The sequence below is a fragment of the Lysobacter hankyongensis genome (assembly GCF_039543145.1).
Lineage (GTDB): Bacteria > Pseudomonadota > Gammaproteobacteria > Xanthomonadales > Xanthomonadaceae > Lysobacter_I > Lysobacter_I hankyongensis.
In genome coordinates this window covers 151,642-169,138 of record NZ_BAABJE010000014.1, presented here as the reverse complement: position 1 = coordinate 169,138, position 17,497 = coordinate 151,642, and the positions used below count along the sequence as shown (strand labels likewise).

Genomic DNA, 17,497 nt, shown 5'->3' with positions numbered 1-17,497 from the left:
TCCGCAGGGGCACCGCCATGTCACGCAGCTTCACCGGTTCCATCCTCCTGACGCTCGCCGCCGGCCTGATGCTCGGCCACGCCGCCGTCGCGCAGCGCGCACCGCGATCGATCGACCGCCCGCAACCCGAACCCGCGCTGATCGCGCCATCGCTGATCGTGTCGCCGGGTGCCGCCATTCCTGTCGGCCTGCGCTCGGCCTCGATCGACGTCGAAACCAACGGTGGGCTGGCGCGCAGCACCCTGCAACTGACCCTCTACAACCCGAACGACCGCTTGCTGGAAGGCACGCTGGAATTCCCGCTGCAGCCGGGCCAGCAGGTCAGCGCGTTCGCGCTGGATGTCGGCGGCGAACTGCGCGATGCGGTGCCGGTGCCGAAACAGAAGGCGCAGCAGGTGTTCGAGAGCATCGAGCGCCGCAATGTCGATCCGGGCCTGCTGGAACAGACCGCAGGCAATCATTTCCGGCTGCGCGTGTACCCGATCCCCGCTCGCGGCACCCGTGAGGTGCGGCTGGTGATCGACGAAGCGCTGCGCCGCGAGAACGGCGAGTGGCGGCTGGACGTGCCGGTGCAACTGCTGGCCACCGCCGATCGCCTCGCGCTGTCGATCCGTGCCCGCGGCCTGAGCGCGGCGCCGACGCAACTGGGCGGCTTCGCGACGCTGGACTTCGACCGCGTCCGCGGCGGCTATGCCGCGCGCTACGAATCCCTGCGCGAAACGCTGCCGGGTGCGCCGTCGCCGCGCAGACTGAAACCGCTGGGGCTGCAATTGCCCGCCGCGACCTCCGCGCAGGCCTATGTGCAGTTTTACGATGGCGATCGGTTCGCGCTCGTCGATGTGCCGCTGCCCGCGGCGCACGGGCGTCTTCGCACCGTGCCGTCGTCGGTCGGTCTGCTGTGGGACGCGTCCGGATCGGCGCGCAAACGCGATCGGCAGAGCGAGTTCGCGCTGCTCGACCGGTATTTCAAGGCGATGGGCGACGGCAGCGCGACGCTGCGCTTGCTGCGCGACGTGGGCGAGGATGGCGGTCGTTTCGAGATCCGCGGCGGCGACTGGAGCGCGCTGCGCAAGGCGCTGGAGACCACGATCTACGACGGCGCCAGCGATCTGGCCGACTGGACGCCGCAGGCCGGCATCGGCGAATACCTGCTGGTGAGCGATGGCCTGCGCAATTACGGCAGCGCCGCGTTCCCGACGCTGCGCGAAGGTCAGGCGCTGTATGCGCTGAGTTCGGCCGGTGCCGATGCCGACGCCACGCGCCTGTCCGCGTTGGCGACGGCGCGCGGCGGCCGGCTGGTGCAGTGGCAGGGCCGCGACGGCCTCGATGCCGCGACCGCGGCGCTGCTGCGCGATGCCACCCGTATCGTCGGACTGGAAGGCGAGGGCATCGAAGATCTGCAGCCGCAGGCTTGGGAGGTCGACGGTGGTTTGCTGCGCGTCGCCGGCCGCATGACCGAATCCACCTCCACCGTCCGCGTGCGTTTGCAGGAAGGCGGCAAGGCGCGAACCGTCGAAGTGCCGGTGTCCGCCGATGCGCCCGAGAGCGCACAGGTCGGGACGCTGTGGGCGAGCTGGCAGGTGGCCGCGCGTGCGTCCGAGCCGGAGCGGCATCGCGGTGCGATCACGCGCCTCGGCCAGCGCTTCGGCCTGGTCACGCCGGGCACGTCGCTGCTGGTGCTCGAAGCCGCCGCCGATTACGTGCGTTACGACATTCCCGCGCCGGCCGCGCTGCGCGCGGAAGTCGATGCGCTGCGGCGGACGCAACAGGCCGAGAAGACGCAGTCGCGCAGCCAGCGCCTGGAAGAAGTGGCGCTGCGCTTCGCCGAGCGCATCGAATGGTGGCAGCGCGATTTCCCGAAGGGCGCGCCGCCGAAGCCCGAAGCGCCAAAGGCCGGCGCGATGGCGGATGCGATGGCACCGGCCGGTGCGCCGCCGCCGCCGCCGGCGCCGGTCGCGGACATGGCCATGGCGCGGGAAGCGGTTGAGGCGGACGTCCTTGCGAGCAGCGCGCAGCGTGAGGAAGCCACCCGCGCCGCGCCCGCGCCCGCGCGTGCGCAGTTTCGCAGCCGTGCCGACGCCGCCGAGGAATCCGCGGCCGACGACGGTGCCGTGGGTGCGGGCGTGTCGATCCAACTGCAGGCCTGGGCCCCGGATTCGCCTTACGCCCGTCGCCTGCGCGATGCGAAGGCCGAGGATCTTTACGCCGTCTATCTCGACGAGCGCGACAGCTACGCCGACAGCACCGCGTTCTATCTCGACGTGGCCGATCTGCTGCTGAAGAAGGGCCGCCGCGCCGAAGCGCTGCGGGTGCTCTCGAATCTGGCCGAACTCGATCTGGAAAACCGCCACGTGCTGCGTGTGCTCGGCTACCGGCTGATGCAGGCGCAGGACTTCGCCCGCGCGGTCGACGTGTTCCGCGAGGTGCTGCGTCTTGCCGACGAAGAGCCGCAGAGCCATCGCGATCTTGGTCTGGCGCTCGCCGCGTCCGGACAGCGTCAGGAAGGCATCGAACGCCTGTACGAAGTCGCCGCGCGGCCGTGGGATGCGCGCTTCTCCGAAGTCGAACTGGTCGCGCTGAACGAAATGAACGCGATCATCGCCACCAGCCCGACGCCGCTCGACACCGCCTTCGTCGACCGCAGGCTGCTGAAGAACATGCCGCTGGACCTGCGCGTGGTGCTGTCCTGGGACAGCGACAACAGCGACATGGACCTGTGGGTGACCGATCCGAACGGCGAACGCTGCTACTACGGCAACCGGAATACCTACCAGGGCGGGCTGATCAGCGACGATTTCACCGGCGGCTACGGCCCCGAGGAATTCGTGCTGAAGAACGCCAAGCCGGGCAAGTACAAGGTCGAAGCCAACTTCTTCGGCGACCGCCAGCAGATCGTCACCGGCGCGACCACCCTCAACCTCGGTTTCAGCACGGGCTGGGGCACGAAACGCCACAAACAGGAATCCGTGACCCTGCGCCTGAATGGTCGCAGCGAGACGGTGTTCGTGGGCGAGTTCGAGGTGAAGTGAAGACTGCCCGGGAAATGTGTCGATGGTTATCGTCCTGGTGCGGGCTCCGGATCGTGGCGCTGGATCTGATCGGAGACCCGTAGGGCGGCGCACAGGAGGTGCGTCGTTTTTCGACGAGGCAGGGATGCCTCGTCGAAAAATCCCGGTCGCCATTCCGTCGGCAGATTTGAATTGGACCTGAGTGTTTCTTCGGTGACTTTCTTTGCGCCAAAGAAAGTCACTCGCGCCCCAGCGCGAAAAAGGTTCCAGGCCTTACCTGAAGACTCTCGGTCGCGGATGTGAAGTTGCCGTCCAGATTTCTTCTGCTGTTTCGATCAGCCGGAGCTTGGCTCGCTGGCGACCACTTCCCGGTCCGACAAACGATCAACGTTACCGCCATCCCGTTTCAATCCGAACAGCGGCCGCATCCACCGCACCCGCCGCACGATCTCGAACCCGAGAAAACACAGCCCGAACGTCGCCAGCACCAGCAGCGGCCCTTCGATCGCCGGCCGCAGGCCCAGCGGCTGCGCGTTGTGCGCCAGGATCACGATCACCGTCTGATGCAGGATGTAGACCGGGAACACGGCGTCGCGCAGGTAGCGCAGTGCGGGGCCGTCGCGGAAGGCGATGCCGCGGACGAGGCCGAGGATCGCGGCGATCGCGGTCCACTGGAACAGCGCCCAGACCGCGCGCTGCAGCATGCGCAGCGCGTCCGGCGGCGGGCGGTCGTCGCCGTAGCCGCTGCCGTAGAAGTACCAGACGATGAAGACGTACCCCGCGGCCGCGAGAGCGGCCGAGATCCAGCGCATGCGCTGCAGCGCGTCCCAGACGCCGGCGCGGGTCGCGACCAGCGCGCCGAGCAGGAAGATCGGCAGGTACTGCGCATGGTTGTACCAGTCGTCGACCAGGGCATGCGTCGACTCGAAGCGTTCGACCAGCAGGATCCGCGCGACCGCCAGCCACAGCACGGGCCAGAGCAGCACTCCGGGCCCCGACAACCGCCGTTCCAGCCAGTCGCCCATCGCCGCCATGGCCCGCGGCGCGAAGCGCAGCAGGGCCCAGATCGCGAGCGTATAGACCCAGAGGTAGGCCACGAACCACAGGTGGTTCCAGGTCGGCAGGTCCAGGCAGTCGCCATCGCGGCAGAACGTGCCATCGCCCTGCAGATAACGGCCCCAGAAAGCCAGGTAACCGTCGTGGTAGCCACCGGGCAGCTGCTCGACCACCTCGTAGTAGGCCTGCGGCGTCACCACCACCAGCATGCCGAAGATCAGCGGGACCAGCAGCCGCCAGGAGCGCTGGCCGACGAATCCGGCCGGTGTCCTGCGGAACAGGAAGGCGGTGGCGACCCCGGAGATCAGGAACAACAGCGACAGCCGCCAGGGCGCGCTCAGCAGCATGAGCGGTTCGAGGGTGTCGCCGGCGTACAGGCTTTTCACATGCCAGTCCCAGCTCACGTAGTACATGCCGGTGTGGTACAGCACCAGCAGGCAGAATGCGGCCACCCGCACCCAGTCCAGATCGTATCGGCGTCCCATCGTCGTCTCCATCCCGGAAGCGGGCGTCTCGGAAGTGGGCCCCAGTCTCGTCGCGGCCGATCCGCCCGCCAGCGCCAAGTGCCTGATCGCAGGAAAGAAGGGACGAGCCGTGACCGGGCAGGGATGGTCCGGGGACGGAATGCGCACCGGGCCGCCTAGAATGCGCGGATGTCCATCGCGCCCACGACCGCCCCCTCCGACGCCGCCGGCCTGGCCTGGCTGCGGCGTTGGCATCGTGCGATCGAGATCGGGTTCTGGATCGGGCTGACCGCGGTCAACGGCATCGCCAACAGCGTCACCGTGCTCATGGACATCCGCCGGGTGGGGCTGGACTTCGCGGACTGGGAGCCGGCGGTGTGGGAGTGGTCGAGCGGGATCGTGATCCTGCTGTTGATTCCCGGCGTCGCCTGGCTCACCCGGCGCTTCCCCCTGCATTGGGGTGTCCTGCGCCGCCATCTGGGCTGGCTGCTGCTGGGCAGCGTGGCCTTCTCGCTGCTGCACGTGGTCGGGATGGTCGCATTGCGCGAGCTGGCCTACGCCATGCAGGGCGGGAACTACGACTTCGGCCACTGGCCCAGCGAGCTGGTCTACGAATACCTGAAGGATGTCCGCGGCTACATCATGATCGTCTCGGTCATGGAGAGTTACCGCTTCATCGTCCGTCGCCTGCAGGGCGAGGCCAGCCTGCTTGGGCCACCGGACGAGGGCGAGCCGGTGGAATCGCTGGACCGTCCCGAACGCTTCCTGGTCCGCAAGCTGGGCCGCGAATTCCTGATCGCCGCCAACGACATCGAATGGCTGCAGGCCTCGGGGAATTACGTGAACCTGCGGGTCCGCGGCCACGACTACCCGCTGCGCAGCACCATCGCCGGGATCGAAGCCCGGCTGGACCCGGAGCGCTTCGTGCGGGTCCACCGCAGCTACATCGTCAATCTCGGCGGCGTCGCGTCGATCGAGCCGCTCGACAGCGGCGATGCCCGCATCCATCTGCGCGATGGCGCCGCGGTGCCCTGCAGCCGGACCTATCGCGACGCGCTGCGCGCCCGGGTCGGGGTGGCCTGAGGCGTTCCGGACCATCATCGCGCGACACCCTGCTAGAATCGCCGGTCTTTGCTGCAACCGCACATCACGCCATGATCGAACTCAACCCGATCCGCCAGCGCATCGCCGACCTCCGTGGTCGGCTCGATTCGCTGAGGGGGTATCTTTGACTACGACGCCAAGGTCGAGCGTCTGGAAGAAGTCAACCGCGAGCTGGAAAACCCCGATATCTGGAACGACTCCGAACGCGCGCAGGCCCTGGGCCGCGAGCGCTCGATGCTCGACAAGACCGTCAACGGCATCCGCGACCTGAAGGATGGCCTGGCCGGCGCCGAGGAACTCCTCGAACTGGTCGAGATGGAAGAGGACGACGACACCGCGCTCGCGATCCAGAACGACGTGGAGCGCTATGCCCGGGGCGTCGATCAGCTGGAGTTCCAGCGCATGTTCTCCGGCAAGATGGATTCGGCGAACGCCTACGTCGACATCCAGGCCGGCGCCGGCGGCACCGAGGCCCAGGACTGGGCGGAAATGCTGCTCCGCATGTATCTGCGCTGGGCCGAATCGCGCGGCTGGAAGACCGAGCTGATGGAAGCCAGCGCCGGCGACGTGGCCGGCATCAAGTCGGCGACGGTCCGGGTCGAGGGCGAATACGCCTACGGCTGGCTGAAGACCGAGATCGGCGTGCACCGGCTGGTGCGCAAGTCACCGTTCGATTCCGACAACCGCCGCCACACCTCGTTCACTTCGGTGTTCGTCTCGCCTGAAGTGGACGACGACATCGACATCGACATCAATCCCGCCGACCTCAGGACCGACGTGTACCGCTCGTCGGGCGCGGGCGGCCAGCACGTGAACAAGACCGAATCGGCGGTGCGTATCACCCACGTGCCCTCGGGGATCGTCGCTGCCTGCCAGAACGGCCGCAGCCAGCACCAGAACCGCGACACCGCGATGAAGATGCTGAAGGCGAAGCTGTATGAGATAGAGATCCAGAAGCGCAACGCCGAACGCGACGCCCTGGAAGCCACCAAGTCCGACATCGGCTGGGGCAGCCAGATCCGCAACTACGTGCTCGACCAGTCGCGGATCAAGGATCTGCGCACCGGCATCGAACGCAGCGACACCCAGAAGGTGCTCGATGGCGATCTCGACGAATTCGTCGAGGCCAGCCTGAAATCCGGCCTGGAGGCCGGCGCAAAACGCATCGACGCCGTCTGAATCCCTGCTCTTGTGGGAGCGGCGGGAGCCGCGACGGTCTGCGGATAGTCTTGCTGCGATCCGTCGCGGCTCCCGCCGCTCCCACAGGGGATATTCGATCTGTCCCGCTCCAATCCAGCCCCACACCGCGAAGACGACCATGACCGACGCCCAGACCCCGCCGCACGACGAGAACGCCCTGATCGCGGAGCGGCGCGCGAAACTCGCGGCGCTGCGCGCGCAGGGCACGGCCTATCCCAACGATTTCCGTCGCGAGGACTACGCCCGCGACCTCCAGGACGCCTACGAGGACGCCGACCGCTGGACCGGCGAAGCGCTGGAGGCCGAAGGCCGCCGGGTCGCGGTCGCCGGTCGGTTGATGGCCAAGCGGGTGATGGGCAAGGCCGCGTTCGCCCAGATCCAGGACATGAGCGGCGGCATCCAGCTGTTCCTGCAGTCGACCGCGCTGGGCGACGCCTATGATGCCTTCAAGCATTGGGACATCGGTGACATCGTCGGCGCCGAAGGCGCGCTGATGCGCACGAAGACCGGCGAGCTGTCGGTGAAGGTCGCCTCGCTGCGCCTGCTGACCAAGTCGCTGCGCCCGCTGCCGGACAAGTGGCATGGCCTGAGCGATGTCGAACAGCGCTACCGCCAGCGTTATGTCGACCTGATCGTCACCCCCGAGGCGCGCGAAGTCTTCCGCAAGCGTTCGATCATCGTTTCCGCGATCCGGCGCTGGCTCGACGACCGTCGTTTCCAGGAAGTGGAGACGCCGATGATGCATTACATCGCCGGCGGCGCCACCGCGCGGCCGTTCACGACCCATCACAACGCGCTCGATCTCGACCTGTATCTGCGCGTCGCGCCGGAGCTGTACCTGAAGCGCCTGGTCGTCGGCGGTTTCGAACGCGTGTACGAGATCAACCGCAACTTCCGCAACGAAGGCGTCAGCACCCGCCACAACCCCGAATTCACCATGCTCGAACTGTACGAGGCCTATGCCACGTACCACGAGGTGATGGATCTCACCGAAGGCCTGATCCGGCATGTCGCCAACGATACCCTCGGCATCGGCGAGGTCGAATGGGACGGCAACACCATCGGCCTGGACAAGCCGTTCCGTCGCTGGAAGCTGGAAGAGGCGGTGCGCGAACGCAATCCGGAGATCTCGGTCGCCGACTGCCGCGATCGCGAGGCGCTGGCCGCGCACTGCGCGCGCCTGAAGGTGCACGTGAAGCCGGGCTACGGCTGGGGCAAGCTGCTGCTGGAGATCTTCGAGAAGACGGTCGAAGCCGACCTGATCCAGCCGACCTTCATCACCCATTATCCGGTGGAGGTCTCGCCGCTGGCCCGCGAATCCGACAGCGAGCCGGGCATCACCGACCGCTTCGAGTTGTTCATCGGCGGCAAGGAAATGGCGAACGGATTCTCGGAGCTGAACGACTCGGAAGACCAGGCCGCCCGCTTCCGTGCTCAGGTCGAGGCGAAGGAGGGCGGCGACGACGAGGCCATGCATTACGACGCCGACTACATCCGCGCGCTGGAAGTCGGCCTGCCGCCGACCGGCGGCCTTGGCGTCGGCATCGATCGTTTGGTGATGCTGCTGACCGGGTCGACGTCGATCCGCGACGTGCTGCTCTTCCCCTATATGCGTCCCGAGCTTTGAGCACTGTCAGGACCGACAGGTCGGGCAGGGGCTCGCCATTCGGGGCCGCAGGGGCGACACTGTCCTGGCCCCGAGGTGCGCGGCGCGTTCTGCGCACCGCGTCTCCGACGGGTCATGCCGGGTGCGTCCGGATTGGCCTAGAATGGCTCCGGAGCAAGCGCATGCGAGACAAGGCACGGAAATTGCTTTAGATTCCGTGGCAGGAACGAATCCAATCCATACACCACGCACGCAAGGACGCACGGTATTCGCATGTGGGGCAACTCCGTGAAAATCGTCATCGTCGATGACCAGACATCCGCACGCACGATGCTGCGGCATATTCTCGAGGACATCAGTCCCGAGCTGGAGGTGTTCGACTTCGGCGACTCGGAAGAGGCGCTGCGCTGGTCCGAGAACAACCGCCCCGACCTGCTCCTGCTCGACTACCGCATGCCGGTCGTCGACGGTCTGGAGTTCGCGCGCCGCTTCCGCCGCTCGCTGAGCAACCGCGATGTCCCGATCGTGCTGGTCACCGTGGTCGGCGACGAACCCATCCGCCAGGCCGCGCTCGACGCCGGCGTCATCGATTTCCTGGTCAAGCCGGTCCGCCCGCGCGAGCTGCGCGCCCGCTGTCGCAACCTGCTGCAGCTCCGCCAGCAGTCCGAATCGATCAAGCAGCGCGCGCTGTCGCTGGAGCAGCGGCTGCTGTCGAGCATGCACGAGGTCGAGGAACGCGAGCGCGAGACCCTGTCGCGGCTCGCCCGCGCGATCGAGTATCGCGACATCGGCACCAGCGCCTACCTCGAACGCATGGCCCACATCGCCGGCCTGATCGCCGAAGGTCTGGGCATGTCCGAGGAAGAGGTGCGCCTGATCGAACTGGCGGCGCCGCTGCACGACATCGGCAAGATCGCGATCCCGGACGACGTGCTGCTCAAGCCCGGTCCGCTGGACGAACATCAGCTGAGCATCATGCGCCGTCACCCGCAGATCGGGCACGAACTGCTGAGCGGCAGCCAGAACCGTTTCATCCAGGCCGGCGCCGCGATCGCGCTGCGCCACCACGAGCGCTACGACGGCAGCGGTTATCCCGACGGTCTCAGCGGCGCGCATATCCCGATCGAGGCCCGCATCGTCGCCGTCGCCGACGTGTTCGACGCGCTGATCTCGCCGCGGCCCTACAAGGCGCCGTGGACCTTCGACAACGCCCTCGATTTCCTCCAGGAGCAGAGCGGCAAGCTGTTCGACCCGCAGTGCGTCCAGGCGCTGGTGCAGAACCGCGCTCGGTTGGAGGACATCTGCGAACGCTATTCCACCAGTTCGCAACGCCCGGGCTTCGAGTGACCCGGCTGCGCGCCCTGGCGGAACTGATGCATGCCCGGTTGCAGAATCGACCGGACAGCGAGCACGAGCAGGCCCTGATCCGCCTGGTGGCTCTTTCGGTGGTCCTCGTCTACATGGTCGCCCGTCGGGCGATCGGCATGGACAGCAGCGATCATTCGATCAACATCGTTTTCTTCCTGGTCGCCATCGGACTGGTGGTCGGTTCCGCCATCTTCGTCAGGATCGTGATGAATCCGGGCGTGTCGCACCGGCGCCGGCTGCTCGGCATCGTGTCCGACTACGGCCTGATGGGCGCGGCGATGACCGTGCTCAGCGAGCCGCTGGCGTGGGTGTACGTCCTGCTGATGTGGGTGACGGTCGGCAACGGTCTGCGCTTCGGCACCCTGTATCTGCGCGGCGGCGTATTGATGGCGATGTTCGCCTTCGGCAGCGTGATCCTGCTCAGCCCGTATTGGCAGCACAACCTCAGTTTTTCCATCGGCCTGCTGCTCGGGCTCGCCGCGATTCCGCTGTATCTCGCCGGATTGCTGCGCGCGCTGACCCGCGCGACCGAAGCGGCCAACAAGGCGAACGAAGCCAAGACCCGGTTCCTCGCGAACATGAGCCATGAGTTCCGGACCCCGCTGAACGGTCTGGCGGGCATGTCCGAACTGCTCGCGACCACCCGGCTGGATTCGGAGCAGCGGCAGTATCTGGGCACCATCCAGGCATCGACCCGGTCGCTGCTGTCGCTGGTGGAAGACGTTCTCGACATCTCGGCGATCGAGGCCGGCAAGCTCAAGCTGCACTCCGAGGATTTCCAGCTGTCGGAGATCATCGAGCACGTCGGCCTGATCGTCGGTCCGATGGCCCAGGGCAAGGGTCTGTCTTACCAGACCCGCGTCGGTGCCGACGTGCCCAAGTTCCTGCGCGGCGATGCTGCCCATCTGCGGCAGGTTCTGCTCAATCTTGCCAGCAACGCGGTCAAGTTCACCGATGCCGGTTACGTCAGGGTCGAGGTCGGACTCGTGCCCGAGGCCGAACCGAGCGAACTGCTGCGTCTGCGGTTCGTGGTCAGCGATTCCGGCGTCGGCATCCCGATGTCCGCCAAGACCAAGATCTTCGAAGCCTTCGAGCAGATCGACGCCAGTCTCTCGCGCCGTCATGGCGGCACCGGGCTGGGCACCACGATCGCCAAGGGATTGACCGAGGCGATGGGCGGGTCGATCGGATTCGAAAGCACCGAAGGCACCGGCACCCGGTTCTGGGTCGAACTGCCTTTCGAGAAAACCCAGATCGTTGCGGAATTCGTCGACGGCAGGGCCCTGTCGCCCGAGGCGACGGCCGGCACCGAGGCGACGGTCGACAACGTCATCGCCTTCAGCGACCCGTTCCTGCGGCATCGCGCCCGGGTGAAGACGCTGCGCATCCTGATCGCCGACGATCACGCGGCGAACCGGATGGTGCTGGAAAGCCTGCTCGGCAAGGCCGGGCATCGGGTCACGACCGTCGAGGACGGCGAGGCCGTGCTCGAACATCTCGCATGCGCCGACTTCGACGCCGTCGTGGTCGACCTGCACATGCCCGGCATCTCGGGCCTCGACATGCTGCATCAGTTGCGGGTCATGGAGTCCGGTTCGGCCAGGAAGACGCCGGTCATCGTGCTCAGCGCCGACGTCACGCCCGATTCCATTCGTCGTTGCGAAGAAGCCGGCGCCCGCGCGTTCATCGGAAAACCCGTGTCGGCGTCCCGCCTGCTGGACTGTCTGGCCGATATCGCCACCACCCAGAAAGGGGCGGGCGCGGCGATGGTTCAGACCGCGAAGATCGAAGCGCCTCTCACCGACATGATGTTCGACCCCTCGCTGCTGGACGAGTTGGTCTCGCTCGGCATGGGCAACGAGTTCATGGCCAAGTTCATCCGGCAATGTCTGCAGGATGCCGAAGGTTGCCTGTCCGAGCTGAACAAGGAAGGTTCGGCGGGTCGCTGGGACATGGTCCGCGAACAGGCGCACGCCCTCAAGGGCGTGGCCAGCAATCTCGGGCTCGTGAAGCTTCGGGACGCATGCGGCGAGATCATGCGCATTCCGGAATGGCAGTTGGTGAAAGAGTGGAACGGCCGTCTTTCCAGCGTCCGTGAATACGTCGCGGTCGGCCGTACCATTCTGGCCGCGCACGGTACGACGGACCGTGCGCGAGACAGCGGCCTCGACGGCATTTCCTGATCCGGTGAAGTGATCAGGCAGCCGCGTGGCGGGCGATCCGTTCCTGCGCCTTGACGATTCTTTCCATGGTCCGCAGCGATTTGTCGCCCAGCGCCAGTGCGGTGTCCACCCACACTTCCGTGATCCCCATCAGCTCGTCGTAACCGATCGGCTGCGCGATGTTGCGCACGGCGTTCAGCGCGAGGTGGGCGTGCGGGGTGCGCTGCTGTTTGCGGATCACTTCCTCGACCGCCGCTTCGCCTTCGCCCTTCGGAACCAGAACGTCGACGATGCCGAGCGCGTGCATCTCCTCGCTGCTGTAGATCCGGCCTTCGAGGATGATCTTTTCCGCGAGCTGCGGCGAGACGCGCTTGCACAGGAACGAGTAGGCGCCCATGCCCGGGAAGAGGCCGAACAGCACTTCCGGCAACCCCATGCCGACGCCTTCTTCGGCGACGATGGTGTGGCAGGCCAGGGCCAGTTCCAGACCGCCGCCGAGGGCATCACCCTGAAGCAGCGCGATGGTGCGGACATCGCCGCCCAGGCCGGTGTGAATGTGATAGACGCCATCAATGCAACGGCGGGCGTATTCGAGGAGCTTGTGGCGATTGTTCTCGCGGATCAGCTGCGCGAAGAGATTCAGGTCCCCGCCGAGGTTGAACGCTTCGGCGTCGGAGGCGATCACGACGTGGCGGAGTTCGCCGGGCTTGCGCTGACTTTCGCGCAGCGTGATCGAGGTGAGATACGCCCACATGTCTTCCATCAGGGCGGTGCGGAAGCAGGGCCGAACGCCCCACGGGGTATCGGCATGCATGTACATCCAGTGGGCATCGTTGCTCGGGGTGGTTTCGACGCGGATGGTGTTGAACAGAGAAGTGCGGATGAGCTTTTCGACGTTGGACATGGTGATTCCCCAGTTGGATGCGGCGTGCCGGCCGGGCGGTCCGGTACGCCGGACGATGTGAGATGAAGCCCGGTTGACGCCTGTATGCGCTGAAAATCGAGAACTTTCAAGTCGAACCAACCCGCAAAGAAAGACAGGTCCGCACGAACGACGGACGCTGTGATCGGCCCGTTTCGCGCCGAAATGCGAACTGGGTCGCTTTATTCGACCGGGCTCGATATCGGTGTCGACGGCATCGCGATCGCACCTGTCCGCGGCTCGGCCGCGCACTGCGGACGAGCGATGTTCTGCCGATGTTCGCCGGGCGTGGCGTTACCCGGAGAGGGAACGCGTTCCGTTTTCTGCAGGATCAATCGTTTGCAGTGCATCGGCGGATGCGGACCCGGATGCGGATCCGGATGCGTCCGACGGAATCCGCAGCGCGAGCGCGCGTGCGATGCCGTCCAAGGCTTCTCGATTTGCTCGCCTTCCGAACAGACCGAACGTACGTGCCAGCAATCGGAGGCCAAAACCGGCCATATCGCCCCGTTTCCGCGGAATGCAATGCAGATGCAGGTGCGGAATGTGCTGGTTTGCGGCGATGCCGTCGTTCAACAGCAGATTGCCTCCGCCGGCCGCATGCCCGCTGGTCTCCTGTGCACGCATGACAGCGTCGGCCAATGCGAACAGCCGCTGCTGCGCCGATGGTTCCAGTTCCGCGATCCTGCCGACATGCCGCTTCGGCACGATCAGCACGTGGCCGGTGCGGATCGGGTGAATGTCCATCACCGCCATCCAATGCGCATCGTCATGGACCACGCTCGAAGGCAGGTCGCCTGCGACGATGGCGCAGAAGATGCAGTCTGCAGCGGCCGTTTCGGTGCTCATCGCGCGTACTCCATTCCGTCTTCGATCGTTGCGTTGCGCTTCGCGCGCGGAACGCGCTCCGGCGGTCGCACGCGATCGGCCAGCGCCGGATAATCGATTTTGCCGTTGTTGTTGAGCGGAAGCGCGTCGACGCGATGGATCTCGGACGGCACCATGTACGCGGGCAGGCGCAGTTTCATCGCCGCCAGGGCGACGCGCGTATCGAGATCCGGGTCCACCACGAATGCCGCGATGCCGCTGGCGGCTTCGCCACTGCGAGCGGAGATCGCGACCACCGCCACCTCCACCGCACGATCCGCGCTCGAGCAGATTTCGCGCAGATGCGCTTCGACTTCCTGCAATTCGATGCGGTAGCCGCGCAGCTTGACCTGACGATCCGCACGGCCGCGGAAATGAGCGACGCCCGCGGAATCGATCGTGGCCAGGTCGCCGGTGCGATACCAGCGCGCAGAGACGAGGTCGTCGAAGCGCACGTCGACGAAACGCGCGGCGGTCTGGATCGGATCGCGCCAATATCCGAAGGCGAGCTGCGCGCCGCCGAGCCAGAGTTCGCCGACCTCGTCGGCGGCGCAACGCGTGCCGTCCTCGCGTACGACCGCGATGTCCATCGCCGGAAACGCTTCGCCGATCGGAATCACGGCGCGTTCGCGATCCTCTTCCTGGATGCGATATGCGGTGCATGCGATCGTGGCTTCGGTCGGACCGTAGAGATTCTCGCTGCGTGCGTTGGGCGCGGCCGCCATCCAGGCGGCCGCGAGCGGACCGGGCAGCGCTTCGCCGCAGAACAGCGCGAGCTTCACCGCGGTCAGCACGCCAGGGTTGAGCAGGCGATAACGCTGCAGCGTCGCGGCCATCGACGGCACCGAGAACCAGACCGTCAACCGGTGCTCGTTGACGAAATCCGTCGGCAGCAGCAATGCCGATCGCGGAACGGAATACAGGCAGGCGCCCACCGCCCAGGTCACGAACATGTCGTGCATGGAGAGATCGAAGGTCGGTTCGAAGAACTGCGAGCAGCGCTGGTGCTCGTCCAGTTCCGGATAGCGCGCAACGACGGCGTCGACATACGCGCGGAGCGCGGCGTGGCCGACGGCGACACCCTTGGGCGCGCCGGTGCTGCCCGAAGTGAACAGCAGATAGGCGATCCGCGCATCGTCCACGGCGAGCCCGGAACCCGCGTCGTCCGCATCGCCGACCGCCATCCTCTGTCGCGCTTCTGCGGCATCGGCCTTGGGCGATGCCGCAGCATCGAAATCTTCGGCATGGTCCGCGGATGCGCCCGCGGTCAGCACGACCAGCGGAAACCCGAGTCCCGCAATCAGGCCGGGGACGAGTGACAGGCCGTTTTCGTCGCAGATCAGCACCGAGGGCCGGGTGCGTTCGAGGATGCCGGCCATGCGCGCTTCGGGGAAACTCGTCCCCAGCGGAACATGGATCTTGCCCGCAAGCATGCACGCCAGTGGCGCGCAATACGCGGTCAGGCTGCGCTCGCCCAGGGTGGCGCACACGGCGCCGTCGACGGCGGCCAGCCGATCGGCGAGCCGCCGCGCATGCGATTCGAGCGCACGGTAGGAATACGTGCGCCCGTCGACCCACAGCGCAGGTCTGTCGGGAAAACGTCGGGCCGATTCCAGGAAGTATTCGACCGCGTTCGTGTCTTCCATGGCATCGCGTCCCGTCAGGCGGCCTTCTGTTGATCGGGGGCGAGATGCCGACGGATGAGATCCGCGACCCGCTGATCGTAATAGTGCGCGAAATGATCGCCATCCGCGTCCTGCTGCAGATGACCGTGGCGCAGGCCGTCGCAGAGCGCCCTGCCGATGTCCGGATGGGTGACGATGTCCTGGTCTCCGACGTAGACCAGCACCTGGTGGCTCACGTCGTGGGTCCAGGCGTCCGGCCGTTCGGCGAACAGCGTGCGCATCATGTTGGCGTAGCGGAACAACGATTCCGGCGTGCGGAAGGGCAGGCTGGTCATGTACAGCAGATAGGGGTCGGTGCTGGTCAGGATGTTGCTGAGCATCTTCTTGTCGCCGGCATCGGTGGACGCCGCACCGTAGATCAGTTCGCAGTACTTTTCCGCCATGCGATAGTTGCCCGCGATCTTGTCGAACAGCGAACGGATGCCGGATTCGAAACGGGTGACGCGGACGGTGTCGGACGGTCGGATCGACACGCCGGGATTCAGCAGCACGGCGGCCTGGACGCGATCCGGGAACGCGGCCATGGCGCGGAGCGCGACCTGGGCACCGCTGCTCCAGCCGACGACGCTCGCGGAGCCCAGACCCAACGCCTTCTGGATGTCGATCATGTCCTGCGCGTGCGCGATCGAGCCGCATGCGTCGGCGGTGAAGGGGTGCTCGATCGTCGGGACCCAGCGGCATTCCCAGGTGACGACGTGGAAATCGTCGCGCAGGCGCTGGGCGAGGGGCCACATGAATTCCGCGGGCATGCCGTAGGCGTTGGCCAGCATCAGCGGCGGCAGGGTGGGATTGCCGCAGGAGAACACATTGATGACGGCACCGTCGCGCGCGGTCACGGCCTGGGTGCGGAAACCGACGCCACCCGCTTCTTCCTGCTGCAATTCCAGCACGAACAACGTCAGATAGCGATCGACGTCGTTCCAGTCGAGCTGCGGCTGCGGCGGCGCGCTGCGTGCGAAATGCTTTTCCGCGTTGTAGTAACCGGCATAGAACTTCGTGCGTTTGTCGAACAGCTTCTGCAGCGGGCCGATGTCGTCGCCGCGGGTCGACACGAAGGCGAGACGATTGGCGCCGGTCTTGCTGTCGATCATCGCGATCAGCTTCGGCAGGCTGACGCCTTCGGGATTGCTCAGATGGAAGAAGCGCTGTTCGCCGAATCCCTGCAGGGACAGTCGCATCATGTCGTTGACGCATTCGTCGACCGGCGTCAGGTTGGCGGTCGCCCGTTCGTTGCCGAGCAGTTCCAGCGGATGCTTGAGCTTGGACAGCGTCTCGCGCAGTCGATGCACTTCCTTGGCCAGACCGTAAACGCCGAAGCGGGTCGTTCCGCTCTGGTGGCTCCTGCGCGGCCCCATCACGATCGTCGGACGCAGGATGCGGTAGCTCAGGCCGTGCGTTTCGCAGAAATCGATCACGCGGTTCTCCGCGAGATTCTTGCTCTCCTCGTAGGCGTTGTTGTATTCGCGCTCCGGCGAATGCCGGGTCTCTTCGATCAGGCCCTGCGCTTTGCCCACGCTGTATGCGGTCGAGATGTGCACGAACTCCGCAGGCTCGTCGCCCGCCGGGTCTGCGGACAATGTCCTGAACAGTTCGAGCATGTTGCCGGTGCCGCCGATGTTGTGTTCGAAGATCTCCTGGCGATGCCGATCCTCGAATTTCAGGCTCGCCGCGCAATGCCAGAACGCGCGCAGCCCGGCCTTGCGCAGGCGCGCCACCGTGTCCGCGTCCAGCCCGCAGTCGGCGCGGGTGATGTCGCCGGTCAGCACATGCAGCCTGCTGTCGAGCAGGGCCTTGGGCAGGCTCATGCCGTACGAGGCCGCGCACTCGGCCAGATGCGCGTAGAGCCGGGCACGGGCCTGGGTTTCCGAATCGCCACGGACGATGGCGTAGACGGCGCCCGGCGATTCGATCCTGCGCAGCAGGAAATGGCCACCGAGGAAGCCGGTCGCGCCGGTCAGCAGGATCGGATGGTGGCGCTCGACGGAAACGGGCGGATTCGGATCAGGGACTTCGGAACGCTGCACGGGGAACTCCTTGTAGGCGAGCGTGCGGCTG

At 66.3% G+C, this 17,497-nt stretch carries 11 protein-coding genes; 6 read left to right on the top strand and 5 right to left on the bottom strand.

The genetic code is table 11. The features are described 5' to 3' along the window. The first annotated feature begins 17 nt into the window (after positions 1-17). Positions 18-3,029, top strand: coding sequence for a VIT domain-containing protein (locus tag ABD974_RS12790; protein ID WP_345303725.1), 3,012 nt, complete (start codon positions 18-20; stop codon positions 3,027-3,029). A gap of 314 nt (positions 3,030-3,343) precedes the next feature. Here ABD974_RS12790 and ABD974_RS12785 read toward each other — a convergent pair whose 3' ends face one another. Further along, positions 3,344-4,549, bottom strand: a complete 1,206-nt coding sequence (locus ABD974_RS12785; RefSeq protein WP_345303724.1) for an acyltransferase — start codon at positions 4,547-4,549, stop codon at positions 3,344-3,346. Between the two features lie 168 nt (positions 4,550-4,717). On the opposite strand from ABD974_RS12785, the gene ABD974_RS12780 reads away from it, so the two are divergent. The 5 genes from ABD974_RS12780 to ABD974_RS12760 all read left to right on the top strand — a co-directional run bounded on the left by ABD974_RS12780 (position 4,718) and on the right by ABD974_RS12760 (position 11,989). Then, positions 4,718-5,611, top strand: a complete 894-nt coding sequence (locus tag ABD974_RS12780; protein WP_345303723.1) for a LytTR family DNA-binding domain-containing protein — start codon at positions 4,718-4,720, stop codon at positions 5,609-5,611. A gap of 71 nt (positions 5,612-5,682) precedes the next feature. Next, a protein-coding gene (gene prfB, locus ABD974_RS12775; protein WP_345303722.1) for a peptide chain release factor 2 occupies positions 5,683-6,811 on the top strand; the annotation gives its coding sequence in 2 pieces (ribosomal slippage) (positions 5,683-5,757 and positions 5,759-6,811; 1,128 coding nt in all). A gap of 139 nt (positions 6,812-6,950) precedes the next feature. Continuing rightward, positions 6,951-8,459: a lysine--tRNA ligase gene (gene lysS / locus ABD974_RS12770; RefSeq protein ID WP_345303721.1), complete on the top strand. Its 1,509-nt coding sequence runs from the start codon at positions 6,951-6,953 to the stop codon at positions 8,457-8,459. A gap of 252 nt (positions 8,460-8,711) precedes the next feature. Next, positions 8,712-9,785, top strand: a complete 1,074-nt coding sequence (locus ABD974_RS12765; RefSeq protein WP_345303720.1) for an HD-GYP domain-containing protein — start codon at positions 8,712-8,714, stop codon at positions 9,783-9,785. Further along, a complete protein-coding gene (locus ABD974_RS12760) occupies positions 9,782-11,989 on the top strand; it encodes an ATP-binding protein (protein WP_345303719.1) in 2,208 nt (735 codons plus the stop codon). Before ABD974_RS12765 ends, ABD974_RS12760 begins: the two co-directional genes overlap by 4 nt. 13 nt (positions 11,990-12,002) lie before the next feature. Here the strand turns inward: ABD974_RS12760 and ABD974_RS12755 are convergent, their stop codons facing one another. From ABD974_RS12755 to ABD974_RS12740, 4 genes are all read right to left on the bottom strand, one after another. Further along, positions 12,003-12,872 carry a crotonase/enoyl-CoA hydratase family protein gene (locus ABD974_RS12755; protein WP_345303718.1) on the bottom strand — a complete coding sequence of 290 codons (870 nt, stop codon included), beginning with the start codon at positions 12,870-12,872 and terminating at the stop codon, positions 12,003-12,005. 312 nt (positions 12,873-13,184) lie between these two features. Beyond that, positions 13,185-13,739 (bottom strand): HIT family protein, encoded by a 555-nt coding sequence (locus ABD974_RS12750; protein WP_345303717.1) that lies wholly within the window; start codon positions 13,737-13,739, stop codon positions 13,185-13,187. Further along, positions 13,736-15,403 (bottom strand): amino acid adenylation domain-containing protein, encoded by a 1,668-nt coding sequence (locus ABD974_RS12745; protein ID WP_345303716.1) that lies wholly within the window; start codon positions 15,401-15,403, stop codon positions 13,736-13,738. Before ABD974_RS12745 ends, ABD974_RS12750 begins: the two co-directional genes overlap by 4 nt. 14 nt (positions 15,404-15,417) lie before the next feature. Further along, positions 15,418-17,466, bottom strand: coding sequence for an alpha/beta fold hydrolase (locus tag ABD974_RS12740; RefSeq protein ID WP_345303715.1), 2,049 nt, complete (start codon positions 17,464-17,466; stop codon positions 15,418-15,420). Between the last annotated feature and the right edge of the window lie 31 nt (positions 17,467-17,497).

Coding starts and splice junctions, on each gene's coding strand:
- ABD974_RS12785 (WP_345303724.1), bottom strand. CDS start 4,549: ATGGGACGCCGATACGATCTGGACTGGGTGCGGGTGGCCGCATTCTGC.
- ABD974_RS12790 (WP_345303725.1), top strand. CDS start 18: ATGTCACGCAGCTTCACCGGTTCCATCCTCCTGACGCTCGCCGCCGGC.
- ABD974_RS12750 (WP_345303717.1), bottom strand. CDS start 13,739: ATGAGCACCGAAACGGCCGCTGCAGACTGCATCTTCTGCGCCATCGTC.
- ABD974_RS12765 (WP_345303720.1), top strand. CDS start 8,712: ATGTGGGGCAACTCCGTGAAAATCGTCATCGTCGATGACCAGACATCC.
- lysS (WP_345303721.1), top strand. CDS start 6,951: ATGACCGACGCCCAGACCCCGCCGCACGACGAGAACGCCCTGATCGCG.
- ABD974_RS12745 (WP_345303716.1), bottom strand. CDS start 15,403: ATGGAAGACACGAACGCGGTCGAATACTTCCTGGAATCGGCCCGACGT.
- ABD974_RS12780 (WP_345303723.1), top strand. CDS start 4,718: ATGTCCATCGCGCCCACGACCGCCCCCTCCGACGCCGCCGGCCTGGCC.
- ABD974_RS12755 (WP_345303718.1), bottom strand. CDS start 12,872: ATGTCCAACGTCGAAAAGCTCATCCGCACTTCTCTGTTCAACACCATC.